This is a genomic window from Acinetobacter qingfengensis, from assembly GCF_008693185.1.
In the GTDB taxonomy this organism is placed as follows: Bacteria; Pseudomonadota; Gammaproteobacteria; order Pseudomonadales; family Moraxellaceae; genus Acinetobacter; species Acinetobacter qingfengensis.
In genome coordinates, this window is record NZ_VXKN01000004.1 from 23,572 (window position 1) to 39,052 (window position 15,481).

General features: G+C 39.1%; 14 protein-coding genes. 5 read left to right on the top strand and 9 right to left on the bottom strand.

The window, feature by feature from the left end:
- The first annotated feature begins 16 nt into the window (after positions 1 to 16).
- Together F4V57_RS06435 and F4V57_RS06440 are read left to right on the top strand one after the other, a co-directional pair.
- Positions 17 to 2,539, top strand: coding sequence for a TonB-dependent siderophore receptor (locus F4V57_RS06435; RefSeq protein ID WP_070069081.1), 2,523 nt, complete (start codon positions 17 to 19; stop codon positions 2,537 to 2,539).
- A gap of 122 nt (positions 2,540 to 2,661) precedes the next feature.
- Positions 2,662 to 3,126, top strand: coding sequence for a GNAT family N-acetyltransferase (locus F4V57_RS06440; RefSeq protein ID WP_070069080.1), 465 nt, complete (start codon positions 2,662 to 2,664; stop codon positions 3,124 to 3,126).
- A 14-nt stretch (positions 3,127 to 3,140) separates the two neighbouring features.
- On the opposite strand, the gene F4V57_RS06445 is transcribed toward F4V57_RS06440, so the two are convergent.
- From F4V57_RS06445 to recN, 5 genes are all read right to left on the bottom strand, one after another.
- Positions 3,141 to 3,767, bottom strand: a complete 627-nt coding sequence (locus tag F4V57_RS06445; RefSeq protein WP_070069079.1) for a LysE family translocator — start codon at positions 3,765 to 3,767, stop codon at positions 3,141 to 3,143.
- 58 nt (positions 3,768 to 3,825) lie between these two features.
- Entirely contained in the window at positions 3,826 to 5,634 is a 1,809-nt protein-coding gene (locus tag F4V57_RS06450; RefSeq protein ID WP_070069078.1) for an ABC transporter ATP-binding protein, read from the bottom strand.
- A gap of 129 nt (positions 5,635 to 5,763) precedes the next feature.
- On the bottom strand, positions 5,764 to 6,198 hold the full coding sequence (gene ruvX / locus F4V57_RS06455; RefSeq protein WP_070069077.1) for a Holliday junction resolvase RuvX: 435 nt from the start codon (positions 6,196 to 6,198) through the stop codon (positions 5,764 to 5,766).
- Positions 6,191 to 6,745 (bottom strand): YqgE/AlgH family protein, encoded by a 555-nt coding sequence (locus F4V57_RS06460; RefSeq protein WP_070069076.1) that lies wholly within the window; start codon positions 6,743 to 6,745, stop codon positions 6,191 to 6,193. Before F4V57_RS06460 ends, ruvX begins: the two co-directional genes overlap by 8 nt.
- 89 nt (positions 6,746 to 6,834) lie before the next feature.
- Positions 6,835 to 8,502 (bottom strand): DNA repair protein RecN, encoded by a 1,668-nt coding sequence (gene recN / locus F4V57_RS06465; RefSeq protein ID WP_070069075.1) that lies wholly within the window; start codon positions 8,500 to 8,502, stop codon positions 6,835 to 6,837.
- Positions 8,503 to 8,820: 318 nt separating this feature from the next.
- On the opposite strand from recN, the gene ppnP reads away from it, so the two are divergent.
- The 3 genes from ppnP to F4V57_RS06480 all read left to right on the top strand — a co-directional run bounded on the left by ppnP (position 8,821) and on the right by F4V57_RS06480 (position 10,896).
- Complete coding sequence (gene ppnP / locus F4V57_RS06470; protein WP_070069074.1) at positions 8,821 to 9,147, top strand: pyrimidine/purine nucleoside phosphorylase; 327 nt, start codon at positions 8,821 to 8,823, stop codon at positions 9,145 to 9,147.
- A 105-nt stretch (positions 9,148 to 9,252) separates the two neighbouring features.
- Positions 9,253 to 9,996, top strand: a complete 744-nt coding sequence (gene rlmB / locus F4V57_RS06475) for a 23S rRNA (guanosine(2251)-2'-O)-methyltransferase RlmB (RefSeq protein ID WP_070069073.1) — start codon at positions 9,253 to 9,255, stop codon at positions 9,994 to 9,996.
- Positions 9,997 to 10,005: 9 nt separating this feature from the next.
- Entirely contained in the window at positions 10,006 to 10,896 is an 891-nt protein-coding gene (locus F4V57_RS06480; RefSeq protein ID WP_070069072.1) for a DMT family transporter, read from the top strand.
- Here F4V57_RS06480 and coaE read toward each other — a convergent pair.
- The 4 genes from coaE to pilB are packed head-to-tail and all read right to left on the bottom strand — an operon-like array spanning position 10,893 to position 15,304.
- Positions 10,893 to 11,501, bottom strand: a complete 609-nt coding sequence (gene coaE / locus F4V57_RS06485) for a dephospho-CoA kinase (RefSeq protein ID WP_070069071.1) — start codon at positions 11,499 to 11,501, stop codon at positions 10,893 to 10,895. The two genes, F4V57_RS06480 and coaE, sit on opposite strands and share 4 nt — an antisense overlap.
- Position 11,502: 1 nt before the next feature.
- On the bottom strand, positions 11,503 to 12,360 hold the full coding sequence (locus F4V57_RS06490; protein ID WP_070069070.1) for a prepilin peptidase: 858 nt from the start codon (positions 12,358 to 12,360) through the stop codon (positions 11,503 to 11,505).
- A complete protein-coding gene (locus tag F4V57_RS06495) occupies positions 12,360 to 13,589 on the bottom strand; it encodes a type II secretion system F family protein (protein WP_070069069.1) in 1,230 nt (409 codons plus the stop codon). Before F4V57_RS06495 ends, F4V57_RS06490 begins: the two co-directional genes overlap by 1 nt.
- A 20-nt stretch (positions 13,590 to 13,609) precedes the next feature.
- The gene (gene pilB / locus F4V57_RS06500) at positions 13,610 to 15,304 is read right to left on the bottom strand and encodes a type IV-A pilus assembly ATPase PilB (RefSeq protein WP_070069068.1); all 1,695 of its coding nucleotides are present in this window, start codon (positions 15,302 to 15,304) and stop codon (positions 13,610 to 13,612) included.
- Positions 15,305 to 15,481: the final 177 nt, after the last annotated feature.

A 15,481-nucleotide genomic window follows, 5' to 3' on the forward strand; every position in this document is an offset into this window, starting at 1 on the left:
TTCTGTGGTTAAGGAGATGAAACACAACTTAAATAGATGGGGAATTCTTGTGATTCATTCAAATTTAAAACCGCTTTACAAAGCTGTAAAATATGCACTTGTGATTGCCACTGTCGGTATGGGGCAAATCATATGTCTGACTGATACACAGGCAAAAACTGTAACGACACATCAATATCAGGTTACAGCAGGTTCATTGGATGATGCTCTGGTACAATTTGCGGCTCAGGCCGGTGTCGAATTAAGTTTTGATCCTATCGAATTGAAAGGATTAAAAACACAGGGACTCAAAGGAAGTTATAACGTACAGCAAGGATTTACGACATTACTTGCACCACATCGCTTGCAGGCCGTTCCTACCAATAATGGTTATAAAATTATTAAAATAACTACACAACAGGTGCAATACGTTGGTGAATTAGCGACGATTGATGTCAAGGCACAATCAGGCTCTGCCAATAAATCTGTCTCTCAATTACCTGCAATTACTGTTCAGGCAATCAATCAGGATGGATCTGCCGAGAATGGTTATGTCACAAAAAGATTAAAACAAGTTGGTCCATGGGGTGAAAAATCTTTACAGGATACGCCATATTCAATGAGTGTCATGTCTAGTGACTTAATTGAAAATGCAATTGCTGGAGATATGGATCAAATTATTAAAATGAATCCAGTAGTTAAACTTTCAGCACCAAATACTGTCTACGGCACACCTTATGCCGTATTTCGTGGTTTTCATACACAATCAGGAATAATAGATGGTTTGAGATTATCTTCTACTTCGACCGGTATCGCTATGGAAGAGCTCGACCGTGTAGAGCTAATGAATGGCCTCACAGGTTTTATGTATGGAACAGGTAATGTCGGTGGTACTAGCAATTATGTGCTTAAACGCCCAACTTATCAGCGATTAACTAATCTAACATTAGGTAATTACGGTAATCAACAATGGTTTGGGCATATTGATTTAGGCAATAAAATTGATGATGACGGTATTTTTGCTTACCGAATTAATATCTCACATCAGAATGGAAAAACAGGAAAATCGGATCAAAATGTTGAACGTACATTATTCAGTGGGGCCTTAGACTGGAATATAAGTGATAAATTATTAGTACAATTCGAAGCCGCACATACAGAATATAAACTTGATGGTATTGATTCAAGATTTTATGCTTATGCAAACAGCAGTTACGGGACATTAAATTATTGGATCAGTCCATTAAAGAATGATCGAACTTATACCCCTAAATGGACGTATCTGGATATAGATACAAATCGTGCCGGAATAAATGCTACTTATAAAATCGATGATAATTTAACTTTTAGATCTGCATATATGTATAAACAGGACAAGTCAGAATCCAAAGGCATGTATCCTGCTTACTTTGCCGATTCTGGCTGGAAATCTGCGTGGAATTATTATAGTGCACCATCATGGAATATCGCAGAAAGTTTTTACAGCTTTCTTGATGGACAATTTAATACAGGAAGCATTCAACATAAATTGACAGTTGGACTGTCAGCTGATTATCTTGATACCAAAAGATATGTAAATAATAGTGTACCAGGTGCTAATTCTCCAGCATATACTACAGCTGATCAAATTGCTGATTATATAGAAACCGATCTTACGATCAGTAATTTGGGAAAAAAATATACCTCAAGTAAAGCCAGTAATACCAATTTTATTATTGGAGATGATATTACTTTTAATAAAAAATGGAGTGCTTTATTAGGATTAAATTACACAACAGTTAAGGCAAAGAATCTAAGTGTGGCAGGCGTAGCATCATCTGATTACAATAAATCAGAACTTACGCCTACTATTTCATTAATTTATAAACCAAGCGAAAAATTAACAACTTATGCAACATATATGGAAGGACTAGAGAAAGGTACCATTGTAACTGATAATACTGCTTTATATAAAAATGCAGGCGAAGTTCTAAAACCTTACCTCAGTAAGCAGTATGAAGTTGGCGCAAAATATGCGGTTTCTGATGATTTGTTTATTAGCTCTTCATTATTTAGAATTGAAAAAGCAAACTCTTATAATGAAGTAGATTCAGATGGACTGACTACAGTTAAACAAGATGGTCGACAAACTCATCAAGGTTTAGAATTAACCTTAACTGGGAAATTAACAGATCACTTCACAGTTATGACTGGTGGTACATGGATGGATGCAAGTGTTGATAAGGCTACAAATAAGGCATTTGAAGGGAAAAAACCAACAGGAGTTTCCGAAATACTGGCAAAGATTTATGCTGAATATCAAATTCCACAAATTGAGGGATTGAGTATTACTGGTGGAGTATATCATTCTGGTAAGATGTATAAAGATAGTGCAAACTTGCAAAAAATTTCCGGCTATACGATTTTTGATATAGGCGCTCGTTATAAAACTGTAATCCGTACCATCCCAACAACATTTAACTTCAATATCTCAAACTTAACGAATAAAGATTATTGGGCAACAACCTATTCCTTAGGTATTCCTCGAACCATTGCTTTTTCAATAAAAACGCAATTCTAATTTAGACAAAGATTCTCCCTTATCTTTCTGAAAAGCTGAGGGAGGATTGATGTTTTAGACTATAAAAATAATTTATAATTAATTCACTGATTATTTAAAAATTTGCGCTTATAGAGAACTTTATGCAACTACAATGGCAGTTACAACATAGCTCACAGCTTAGTCTACAACAACTTTACGAGATTTTGGCTTTGCGTAATCAGGCATTTATTGTTGAGCAAAACTGTCCTTATCAGGATTTGGATGGACTAGATCTACTGGCTTCAACCTATCATGTTCTTGCTTATCGTAAAGAAGGTAAATTAGTGGCCATTTCCCGCTTACTGGATGTTGGTCAGGCTCAACAGGATGTGCGTATTGGTCGAGTGGTTGTTACATCTGAGTATCGTGGTTATGGTGTGGGTGACCAATTAATGGCACAAAGTCTGCAACATGCACAGCAGTTAAAAATGTCACAACAAGGCATTTATTTGTCTGCACAAGCACACTTACAGCATTTCTATGCAAAATTCGGCTTTCAAACGGTTACTGAACCTTATCTTGAAGATGAAATTCCGCATGTTGGAATGCGAAATTCCAACCTTTAATTATGTTTAAAACGTTATTTGTTTAATAAAATTTTTATGGCTAAAAAAGAAAGGATACTTCCCATAAAGTATTTTTGTAACTGTGCCCAAGATTTATTTTGTTTTAAGAAAATTGAGATTTTGCTGGCAAAGATCACGATTAAACAATTTACAATTAAGCTAATGGTAATTTGCATAGAACCCAGCAAAAGAGATTGTTGAAAAAAGTTTTGTTCAGGATTGATAAATTGTGGCAACAAAGCCAAGTACATCATTGCAATTTTGGGATTAAGTAAATTTGTTAACAATCCTATGCTGAATAATTTTAGGTTTGAATCGGCTTCTAAAGGCTCTATTTTTTCAAAAATTGCAGGTGAGTTTGGTTTAAATGCATGCCAGGCTAGCCATAATAAATAAAGGGCACCTAATATTCTCATCGCATCAAATATATAAGGTACAGTCATCAAAGCTGCTGTAATTCCAAATGCAGCAAATAACATATAAATAATAAAACCTAATCCTACACCAGATAAGGAAATAAACCCGGCTTTTTTACCCTGACAAATCGATCTGGAGATTAAATAAATCATATTTGGGCCAGGTGTTAAAACCATGCAAAGCGACACAAATGCAAAACTTAATAAAGTTGTTAAAGTCATCAATTGTAAATTCCACCTGCATATTGTCTATGATTAATATATAGATTTAATCGCCATTCATTTAGCTATGGGTTTGTTCTTCCTCATCCTGATCTTCAAAGGTTTTGGCAATTTTTTCAATATTTAGGCTTTTTGCCATGGCATCAAAAATGGATTTATAGACTCCTTGTTGTTGATATAGTTCAAGATGTTCACCATGCTCGACAATTTCGCCATCCTGCATAACATAAGTATAATCTGCATCAATAATTTGTGACAAGCTGTGTGAAATAATGACTACAGTTCGCCCTTGTTTGATTTGATCCAAGCTATGTTTGATTTGCTCCGCAGCAATCGCATCCAGACTCGCCGTGGGTTCATCCAGAAAAATAATCGGGGGATTTTTAAGAAACATCCGTGCGATGGCAATGCGTTGTTGTTGCCCACCTGATAACATTGTGGCATCACTGTCGTAGCCTTTTTCCAGTTTTAGAATTTGCTCATGAATAGAGGCTTGCTGTGCTGCAAAAATAATTTCCTGCATACTGGCACTGGTTTTGCCATAACGAATATTTTCAGCAATTGTGCCTTGGAAGATATGATTTTTTTGTAGAACCAGACCAATATGATCACGTAAATAAACGGTGTCCATGTCCTGTAAGTCTATACCATCCAGGGTGATCTTTCCGTCATTTGGTACATAGAATTTATCCAGCAAACTTATTAGGGTGGATTTCCCGGCACCGGATAAACCAACCAAAGCAGTGATTTTATTGGGTTGAATGACCATGTTGATGCTTTTTAGTGCGTGGTGTCCGTTCGGATAGAAAAAATCGACTTGCTTTAATTCAAATTGACCTTGTAAGGGCTGGGGTTGTAATTGTCCTGAAGCTTCAATTTCCTGATCAGCTTCCAAAATATTGAAAAAACTTTCGGAATACACCATGGCATCATTGATTTCGTCATAAATGCGATGTAAAGAGCGAATCGGCGCAGAAACATTGTTAAATAACAAGACATGGTACATGATCATACCGATACTCATATAACCTGCCAACACAAAATAGGCAGTTAAAATAATGATGAGCACGACACCGATTTGTTCAATAAAAGTTTTTAATCCATCAAATAAAAAACTGATTTGGCGGGTGTGCATTTGATTTTGTGTGAGATCACTTTGTAATTTAAGTTGTTTTTCTGCTTCTATTTTTTCCCGATTAAATGATTTGATTACGGTAATTGAGGTGATGATGCTTAAGATACCCTGACTTTTTCTTTCCCTGCCATCTCGTAGGTTGCGCCGCCAGTTACCGAGTTTTTGTGCTTGTCGAAAGGTGAGCCAAAAATAAATAGGAACAATACATAAGGCGACTAGACCAACCCAGAAATTGGCATAAAACATTAGACCCAGTGCAATCACGGCACTACTAAATAGCGGTATAATTTCAATAAAAAAAATCTGTACCAGTCGGGTCAATGAACCGATACCCCGATCAATTCGGGTTTGTAGCTTACCTGCCTGATGGTCTTCCTGAGTAAAAAATGCCAAACGATAGGTGAGGAATTTTTCGATAATGTTTTGTGATAAATCCTGAGTGATCAAGATGCGTAATTTTTCACCATAAAATTTTTGACCAAACTGAATCAATAGATTCAAAATTTCTTTACTCAGTAGAATCAGTGAAATGGTGATTAAGAGTTGCCAGCCATGTGCCAACCCCTGACCTGATTTTAGTAAAGCATTAATATGATCAACGGCATATTGTAAGGTGAGCGCATTTACCTGTGCTGCAATTGCACCAAGCAATGTCAGAGTTAGCGTGATCAGAACCAGCCATTTATAAGGTGTGACAAAAGGTTTGATTTTTAGAAACAATTGCCAAAGTGTCATAAGAAACTTCGTGTTGCACGTTAGTTTGGAATCCTAACAAAATTATTGCTTTGGGGAAATGGATGGGATGATTTTGTATGTTGAACCATTTGGTGTAATTTAATGCTGATCATATTGGTTAAATATGTATTAGGGCTGAATACCGTGCGGATCAAGATACCAGTTTTCAATCAGTAATGCTGCGGCCAAACTGTCTGCTTGAAGTTTTTTTGCCTGACCATTTTGCTGTAAGCGCTGCAAGGTTTCCCGTGCGGTTCGGGTAGTCAGCCGCTCATCAATCATCCATGTCTGAATGTTGGTCTGATGACGTAAACGGCGGGCAAATTTTCTCGCGCGCGTGGATAATTCTGATTCACTGTCATCCATATTTAATGGTAATCCGACTAGAAAAATATTCGGCTGCCATTGCTGTACCAGTTTAAGTAATGTTGGCCAATCAGGAATGCCATCTTTCATTGGAAATAATGCAAGGGGATTAGTACTTTCAATCAGACTTTGTCCAACGGCAATGCCCATCTTTTGTGTACCAAAATCAAAGCTCATAATGGTGTGATGTTCAGGCATGACCGATCTCATGTGAAAGCCAGTTTCGATTAACGCCGATTTTTTGATAAGCAGCATCCCAGCGTTCTTCGTAAGGTAGGTTAAAAATCAAATCCATGTCAGCATCACAAACTAGCCAGTCACCTCGTGCGATTTCTTCCTCCAGTTGACTTTTGCTCCAGCTGGCATAGCCAAGTGCAACCTGATAATTGTCCACGCCTTCATTGTGAGCAATTGCATCCAGAATATCCTTGCTGGTGGTAATACAGACATTTTCGCCTACAGCAATGGATGAATGCCATGTGGGTTGTCCGGTATGCAGGACAAAACCAGCTTCCGGACGAATAGGCCCACCTTGTAGTACAGCATGAGGATGGACGTAATCCGCATCAATATCCAGATCGTTGAGTAATTCTTTAATTCCTACACCTGATGGTCGATTGAGAATAATGCCTTGTGCACCGTCTTCGTCATGGCGAGCAAGGTAGATAACAGTACTTTCAAAAAAAGCGTCATCCATATGGGGTGGGGCGATTAAGCAACGATGTGCTAGATATTGTTTTGCCACGTCATCCAGACTCCTTTTTAAATGTGTCATGTTTTCAACATACTAAACAATCAGGAAACTGCCAATCTTTTTTTCTACAAAAGCCCTAATCATGATTTGGTATGCTGAAATTTTAGTTCACGGAGTTGTTTTGCGTGTTGTAGCGTGGTTTCATTAATTTCTACGCCACCGGACATACGTGCCAGTTCATAGATACGTTGTTGCTCATCCAGAATGATGATTGTACTGCTTGCTGGATCAGTTTGCTGTTTTTTCACTAATAAATGTTGATCAGATTGGGCAGCAACCTGTGCCTGATGAGTGATACATAGAATTTGTACGTGTTGTGCCAGATTTGCCAATAAACGTCCGACAATTTCTGCTGTGCCACCACTGATCCCAACATCAATTTCATCGAATACCAATACTTCGGCATCGGTTCTGGTTGCATTCATCACTTGCATCACCAGAGCAATACGGGACAATTCTCCACCTGATGCAACACGTGCCAAAGGTTGTGCAGGAATACCCTTATTGGCGGTGAATAATAGTTGAATGTTGCTTAAACCATCGATAGTTGGGCTATCCAGTGATTCAAATTTAAATTCAAAATGTGCTTCGGGTAACGCCAGTGGTTTGACCTGCTCAGTTAATTGTTGTGCGGTTGGGATGGCGATTTCCTGTCGGGCTTGATCCAATTGTCTGGCCAGCGCAATAAAATGTGCATGTGCCTGTTCGGCTTGTTCGGCAAGATGTTCAGGATTTTCTAGTTCATGCAGTTGCTCAAGTTGATTTTGCCAGATCTGATATTCATTTAGCAATTCATGTGGTTGTAGACGATGTTTACGAGCCAGACGATGGAATTGTTCCAATTGTTGATTGAGTTCTTCCATACGCTCTGGGTCAAAATTTTGCCGATCAATAAATTGCCGTAATTCACTGGTGGCATCTTGCAGCTCACTTTGCGCATTCAGCAAGCTGTTATAAACTTGTTCAAGATGTTTACTGCGACCTTGTTGAGTTTCAGCACGGCGTACAATGCTATTAAGTTCGCCAAGAATATTCTGCTCACCATCATCCATGGCATATAACATGCTGCTACAGTCTTGCATCATACTTTCATGATGACTTAGGCGATCATACTCTTGTTCAATGTCTTGATAATTAAGTGCCAGTAAAGGCTCTAGATCTTCGAGTTGTTGTTGTAGTTGCTCTATTTTGGCCGCACGGGAATGTTGTGCTTCAAGTGCATGCTGGTATTGTCGTTCAATTTTTTGCCATGTCTGATAAGATTGTTTAAGTATCTGTGCCTGAGATTGTAAGCCACTATAGCGATCTAGCCATTGCTTGGGATAAGGTGGATTAAGTAATTGTTGCTGACTATGTTGACTGTACATTAATACCAATAGCCGTCCCAGTGTTCTTAATTCAGAGATGCTGGTTGGTCGCCCATTAATCCATGCTTTGCTTCGACCTGTAGCAAAAATCACTCTGCGAATAATTAATTCTTCAGTGTCTTCAAATAACTCATTTTCTTTTAACCATAATCCTTCGGGACTATCTGCCTGATAACTAAAACTGGCGATGACTTCAGCTTTGTCCTGACCATAACGAACCTGTGCTGTATCACTGCGCTCGCCAAGACAAATTGACAGTGCATCAAGTAATAATGATTTACCGGCACCTGTTTCGCCTGTAAGTACATTAAAACCCTGATTCAATTCGAGTTCAAGGTGATCAGCCAGTGCAAAGTTCATTAAGGTAATGTGTGTCAGCATACTGTTATTCTACAATCAGCATTTTTAGAGTAGTTGTTAGTATATCTTGAGATCAATAAAACTGCATTAGGCTGATATGGCATTAAATTTGTATGGAATTTGTCAGAAAAAACTATTGGAGAAAAGGTTTAGCTGTGCTAAAAATGGTGACCTAATATTGTGTAATGAAGCGTAAAAATCTATTTTGTATTTTTTGCAATTCGCAATAAGATTTAAATAATTCTGCGTTAAACTGCTTGAATCCGGACAAATTATTCTTGGCGAAAGTATTTTACGCATATCATTCATGACATTAAATGGAAATATTGGAGTGTCTACATGAGTTCAGCACAGTTTGACCATGTGTCTGTTTTAAAAAAGTCTAATGTGTACTTTGGTGGTAAATGCATTAGCCATACTGTTCAGTTTGAAGATGGTACAAAAAAAACGCTGGGTGTGATTTTACCAACAGAACAACCATTGACTTTTGAAACACATGTTGCTGAGCGTATGGAAGTTGTGTCAGGGGAATGCCGTGTAATCATTGCAGATAATGAAGAAAGTGAATTGTTCCGTGCAGGGCAATCTTTCTATATTCCGGGAAATAGCCGTTTTAAAATTGAAACTTCCGATGTACTCGATTATGTGTGCCATTTAGAAGGCTAAAGCACATTTTCTCGTGATATACTGATACCACAGATCAAATCCTGTAAACTTTATGTTACAGGATTTTTTATTTGATTTTGATTTAACCAAAGAGGTGGGCAATTCATGGCAAAGCCAGAATATTATTATGGTGTACATGCGGTGGAATCACTTCTTGAGTTAGAGCCAGAACGTGTCTTGACCTTATTTGTCCTTAAAGGACGAGATGATCAGCGATTAAAAAAAGTGCTGACATTGGCACAACCTTTTGGTATTAGCATACAACAGGCGAGTCGTGATCGTCTGGAAAAACTTGCAGGCTTACCTTTCCATCAAGGTGTCGTGGCTGCAGTACGTCCATATCCGGCATTGAATGAGCAAGATCTGGAACAATTGGTTGCACAGACATCAGATGTTTTGTTGCTGGCGCTTGATCAGGTGACCGATCCTCATAATCTGGGTGCCTGTATCCGTACTGCTGCTGCAATGGGTGTTCAGGCGGTAATTGTTCCACGGGATCGCTCTGCCAGCCTGACACCAACGGCACGCAAGGTTGCCGCAGGTGGTGCAGAGAAAGTAAAATTTATTCAGGTCACTAACCTCGGAAAAACTTTGGCTGCTTTAAAAGAACAACAAGTTAAAGTGGTTGGAACGTTATTGGATGAGCAGGCTTTACCTATTCAGCAATGTGATTTAACAGGAAATTTGGTGATTGTCATGGGTGCTGAAGATACTGGAATTCGCCCGATTAATCAGGCACAGTGCGATGAAAAAGTATATATCCCGATGTCGGGCGATCTGCAAAGCCTTAATGTAAGTGTGGCAACTGGTATGGCATTGTATGAGGCCTGCCGTCAACGCCTAAATTGATTGCTATCTATGTCCAGTAAAACCCAAGGTTATTTCTATGTCCTGATTACCATGAGTATCTGGGGCGGATTTACTATCTTGTCACGTCTGAATGCACAATGGCATATCTCAGCATGGGATATTACTGCAATTCGATTTGCTCTTGCTTCACTGATTCTAATGCCAATTTTAGTTTATCGTAAGGATACTGCTTTTTTATGGAAAAAAGAGCCTATCGTTCTGGCATTATTTGGTGGCGTTGGATATTGCCTGACAGTTTATAGTGCATTTTTATATGCGCCAGCCGCACATGGTGCTATCTTTCTTAATGGTTGTATTCCTTTATTTACTGCCATTGCAGCGTATGTATTGTATCGGCAGCCATTTGATCGGCACATGTGGTTAAGTTTGGTTATTATGTTGCTTTCTTTAGGCGGCATGGCCTATTTATTAACACTGCATAATCATACTGCTTTGGGTCTGGGGGATGCATTATTTGTGTTGGGTGCACTATGCTGGGGAATATTTACTTCGTTATTACGCCGAACACATTTAAGCGCCTGGCATGCCATGAGTGGTGTTGCGATTTGGTCAACCCTGATTTATCTTCCTTTATACCTGATTTTTTTCCCTAAACATTTGGATCAGGTTGAGCCTTTACATTTGGCCATTGAAGGTATTTTTCATGGTGTGTTTGTAGTATTGATTGCAACACTTACCTACGTTGAAGCCATTAAACGTTTAGGTGCCTTTAAGACAGGGAGCCTGGTGACACTTGCACCATTTATTTCAGCAGTATTGGCTGTACCCCTGTTAAATGAAGCACTTAATCCAGCCATTGTGCTGGGCTTAATCGGAATGGGCATTGGGGCATTACAACCCTGGCGCTGGTTTAGACGGAATCAGCTTGGTGATACCTAAGTGCGGTTTACTTTAGCCAAACTCAGGTAATATGTATGTAAAGGTTGTAATTGCTGATAAAGATGCTCAAGGTGACCATCATTGATCACGATATCGTCGGCAAGTTGCTGTTTTTTTGCGCGAGGCATTTGAGTTGCAATAATTTTGGCAATCTGTTCTGTACTTTGTACATCACGTTGTGTAGCACGTTGTAACTGCAAGGATTCTGGGACATCAATTAGCAATGTACGTTGAACAAGATGATGCTGTTTCGTTTCGAATAATAAAGGTGAAACCAGAATAACATACGGGCTTTGAGCCATTTGTAGCTGTCGTAAAATTTCCTGCCGGATGATAGGGTGTGTGATTTCTTCAAGTTGTTGGCGAGCTTCTGGATGGTTAAAAATATATTCTCTTAGTGCCTTACGATTTAATTGTCCATCATCCAGTAATACCCATTCACCGAAAGCATGACAGATCCGTTGTAATGCCAATGAATCGGGTTGTACAACTTCTCGTGCGACAATATCTGCATCAACAACGGTAATGCCTTGTTGTTCAAACCATTGACTGGCAGCAGTTTTACCACTGCCAATACCACCTGCCAGTCCGATGATTAAATGCATATTATCCACCAAGATAAATGTGCATGATTTTTTCACCCCAGATTAGGGCAATCCAGCCAGCAATTGCCAAGTAAGGGCCAAAAGCAAAAGGTCGATTTTCTTTAGTGATTTTTAGTAGGATAATTCCAATAATTGCACCAACCAATGAAGATAATAAAATGATCAATGGCAATTGTAATGGCCCCATCCATGCACCTAATGCTGCCAACAATTTAAAATCTCCATAGCCCATGCCTTCCTTGCCAGTAATGATTTTAAACAGGATGTATACAACCCATAGACAGAGAAAACCAATCAAACAACCCCAGATGGCTTGTGTTGGACTGACAAAAACTGCATAACTGTTTACAGCTAACCCTAATCCTGCCAGTGGAAAGGTCAGGCGATCAGGTAATAATTGGGTATCGAAATCAATGCCTGTCAATGCGATTAATACCCAAGTAAACAGGATTGCAAAAATACCTTGTATACTTGCGCCAAAGTGCCAGGCTACTATCAGAGAGCCCAGCATGGTGACGATTTCCACCAATGGATAACGAATGGAAATAGGTTGATGACAACCACGGCATTTGCCTTTCAGTACTAACCAGCTTATTACTGGAATATTTTCATACCATCGAATCTTGTGTTGGCAATTCGGACAGGCGGAAGCAGGCGTGCTTAAACCATAAGCAGGTTGTGGTTCAGGCGGCTGTTCAGGATACAGGTAACTCTGGCATTCCAATTGCCATTCCCGTTCCATAATTTTGGGTAAACGGTAAATAACGACATTGATAAAACTACCCACACATAAACTAAGTAGGGCAACAACGAAATAAAATAATCCGCTGTTTTCTTGTAAAAGTTGAATAAACTGCATTAGACCACAGAACCCATCTGGAAAATTGGCAAATACATGGCAATCACCAGACCGCCGACAAGTACCCCTAGAATTGCCATGATTAATGGCTCCATCATGCTGGTTAAACCATCTACAGCATTGTCGACTTCATTTTCATAATGTGTGGCAACTTTATCCAGCATAGCATCCAGTGCACCAGATTCTTCACCAATAGCAACCATTTGAATGGCCATACTTGGAAATCTTTGAGTTTGGCGCATTGCAAACTGTAATTGCTGTCCGGTTGAAACATCTTCGCGGATACGCATTACCGCTTGTTCATAGATTACATTATTGGTCGCACCGGCTGTAGATTCCAAAGCATCAATTAATGGCACACCAGCAGCAAAAGTAGTGGCAAGCGTGCGACTATAACGTGCAATGATTGCCTTATAGACCAGATCGCCAAAAATCGGTAGTTTCAAAGCAGTTTTGTCCAGAAAATCCCGAAATTTTCGACTACGTTTTTTAGCTTCCAGAAAAGCAAAAACTAAACCACCGATACCGACAATCAGAATAAACCAGTAGCTTTGCATCCATTTGGACATATTGACGACCATTTGAGTGAAAAAGGGCAGTTCTGCACCAAATGAGCTAAATAAATCCTGAAAGACAGGAACAACTTTCACCATCAAAATAATGGTAACGATAATGGCAACCACCACAACAGTTGCAGGATATTTGAGGGCTTTTTTGATTTTTTGTTTCAGTAATTCACTTTTTTCCTTATAAATTGCAACACGATCCAGCATAGTTTCCAGCGCACCGGATTGTTCACCAGAAGCAACCAGTGAGCAAAATAATTCATCAAAATATTGTGGGTATTTGCGTAAAGCTCCGGCAAAGGTATTCCCACCTTCCACATCCGTTTTAATGCCCAGTACCACATCACGCATGGCAGGATTATCCAGACCTTCAGCAACAATTTCAAAACCCTGAACCAATGGTACACCAGCTTTCATCATGGTGGCCAATTGACGGGTAAAAATGGTAATGTCTAGTGTCGAGACTCTTTTTTTGAGTAATTTATTAATAAATTCAATTTCACGTTTTTGCGAAATTTTACGAACAATAATGCCTTGCTTGCGCAAATATACCTTGGCGAGCGCCATGTTTTTCGCAGGAATATCTCCTTTGATTTTTAGGCCTTTGCGATCTACCCCTTCATATTGAAATGTCGGCATCAATTGTGCTTTCTTAGCTGCCATGTTGTACCCCGGATAATTTATTATTCACTTGTAACACGATTGATTTCTTGCAATGATGTGACGCCCTGCATGACTTTTAATAGGCCTGATCGTCTTAAATTATTGAATCCTGCCCGTTGTGCAGCATGTGCTAATTCGAGCGCATTACCGTCTTCCATAATAATTTTTGAGATTTCAGCATTTACCTTCATGACTTCATAAATCCCAACACGTCCTTTATAACCTTCACGACATTCTGAACAGCCCACTGCTTCATAAATCATAAACTCTGGATGATTCAGGTCATTTTCAGTAAATCCCATTTCCAATAGGCTTGGACGTGGAATCTCAATTGGGCGTTTACAGTGCATGCATAAGCGCCGGGCAAGACGTTGTGCAATCACAAGATTAACAGAAGTGGCAATATTAAAAGAGGGTACCCCCATATTACGTAAGCGTGTCAGGGTTTCTGGCGCACTGTTGGTATGTAGTGTTGATAGTACCAAATGGCCGGTTTGAGCAGCTTTGATGGCAATTTCTGCGGTTTCCAGATCACGAATCTCACCAACCATGATGACATCAGGATCCTGGCGCAAAAAAGAACGTAATGCATTGGCAAAGGTAAGGCCGACTTTATTATTGACGTTGACTTGATTAATTCCTTCCAGATTAATTTCTACAGGATCTTCCGCGGTAGAAATATTGGTGTCTTCAGTATTTAGAATATTTAAACCAGTATAAAGACTGACGGTTTTACCAGAACCTGTTGGACCTGTAATTAAAATCATGCCTTGTGGACGTGCCAGTGCATCCATAAAAAGTTGTTTTTGTTCAGGTTCATATCCTAAAGCATCAATTCCCAGCATGGCGCTGGAAGAGTCGAGAATACGCAGTACAATTTTCTCGCCAAATAATGTTGGTAAGGAGTTGACACGGAAATCAATAGATTTGGTTTTGGATAATTTAAGCTTGATGCGACCATCCTGAGGTACACGTTTCTCAGAAATGTCCATTTGTGACATGACTTTTAACCGTGCAGCAAGGCGTGTTGCAAGTTGCTGTGGCGGACGAGCAACTTCTCTTAAAACACCATCAATACGGTAGCGTACCCGGTACATTTTTTCGTATGGCTCAAAGTGTAAATCAGAAGCACCTAAACGAATGGCATCTATCAGTAATTTATTAATATACCTGACAATGGGTGCTTCATCTTCATTGGATGCTTCATCGTCTACTGACTCATGATTTTCTGAAATCTCAAGATCAAAATCTTCTTCACCAAAGTTAAAATTATTTTCTTCTTGAAAATGTGTGCCCAGAAATTTAATCAGTTTGTTGTGTTCAACAATAATAAATTGAATATTTAATTTGCTGTTAAAACGTAGATTTTCAAAAGTATCCAGACGGGTTGGATCACTTGTAGCCACATATAACATGTGGCCACGTTGGAACAATGGAACGACCTGATGTTTGATAATCAGTTTTTCTTCAACCACATTTCGCAATAAATTCGCAGCATCGTAACTATTTAGATCAAAAAAAGGTTCTGCAAACTCTTCCGAAATTGCGGTTGCAATATTAATTGATGGAACTTTGTATTCATCCACTAAAATTGCAGGCAAGGAAAGTTTGTTGCGTTTTGCTTCATCTTGAGCACGCTGTAATGAATCCGCACTGATCACCCCATCAGTAATTAAGCGTTTCAAATAACCTGAAAAATGAGTATGTTCTGACATAGCAATGCAACTCAAAGTTAAAATGACGGTATAAAATTACACTTTTTATCTTGACTACTATAGCATAGATTAACCTGTGCATAAGAAAAAACTATTCAAAGTAAAGATTTAACAATTGAACAGGTTAAGTATGCTGTAGTTCGGTGTTTTTCAGTGTAAAATGAACAGGATATATTG

Excerpts from the sequence above, each read along its gene's own strand:
- F4V57_RS06435 (WP_070069081.1), top strand. The coding sequence starts at position 17 with ATGAAACACAACTTAAATAGATGGGGAATTCTTGTGATTCATTCAAAT.
- F4V57_RS06440 (WP_070069080.1), top strand. The coding sequence starts at position 2,662 with ATGCAACTACAATGGCAGTTACAACATAGCTCACAGCTTAGTCTACAA.
- F4V57_RS06450 (WP_070069078.1), bottom strand. The coding sequence starts at position 5,634 with ATGACACTTTGGCAATTGTTTCTAAAAATCAAACCTTTTGTCACACCT.
- ruvX (WP_070069077.1), bottom strand. The coding sequence starts at position 6,198 with ATGCCTGAACATCACACCATTATGAGCTTTGATTTTGGTACACAAAAG.
- recN (WP_070069075.1), bottom strand. The coding sequence starts at position 8,502 with ATGCTGACACACATTACCTTAATGAACTTTGCACTGGCTGATCACCTT.
- ppnP (WP_070069074.1), top strand. The coding sequence starts at position 8,821 with ATGAGTTCAGCACAGTTTGACCATGTGTCTGTTTTAAAAAAGTCTAAT.
- rlmB (WP_070069073.1), top strand. The coding sequence starts at position 9,253 with ATGGCAAAGCCAGAATATTATTATGGTGTACATGCGGTGGAATCACTT.
- F4V57_RS06480 (WP_070069072.1), top strand. The coding sequence starts at position 10,006 with ATGTCCAGTAAAACCCAAGGTTATTTCTATGTCCTGATTACCATGAGT.
- coaE (WP_070069071.1), bottom strand. The coding sequence starts at position 11,501 with ATGCATTTAATCATCGGACTGGCAGGTGGTATTGGCAGTGGTAAAACT.
- F4V57_RS06490 (WP_070069070.1), bottom strand. The coding sequence starts at position 12,360 with ATGCAGTTTATTCAACTTTTACAAGAAAACAGCGGATTATTTTATTTC.
- F4V57_RS06495 (WP_070069069.1), bottom strand. The coding sequence starts at position 13,589 with ATGGCAGCTAAGAAAGCACAATTGATGCCGACATTTCAATATGAAGGG.
- pilB (WP_070069068.1), bottom strand. The coding sequence starts at position 15,304 with ATGTCAGAACATACTCATTTTTCAGGTTATTTGAAACGCTTAATTACT.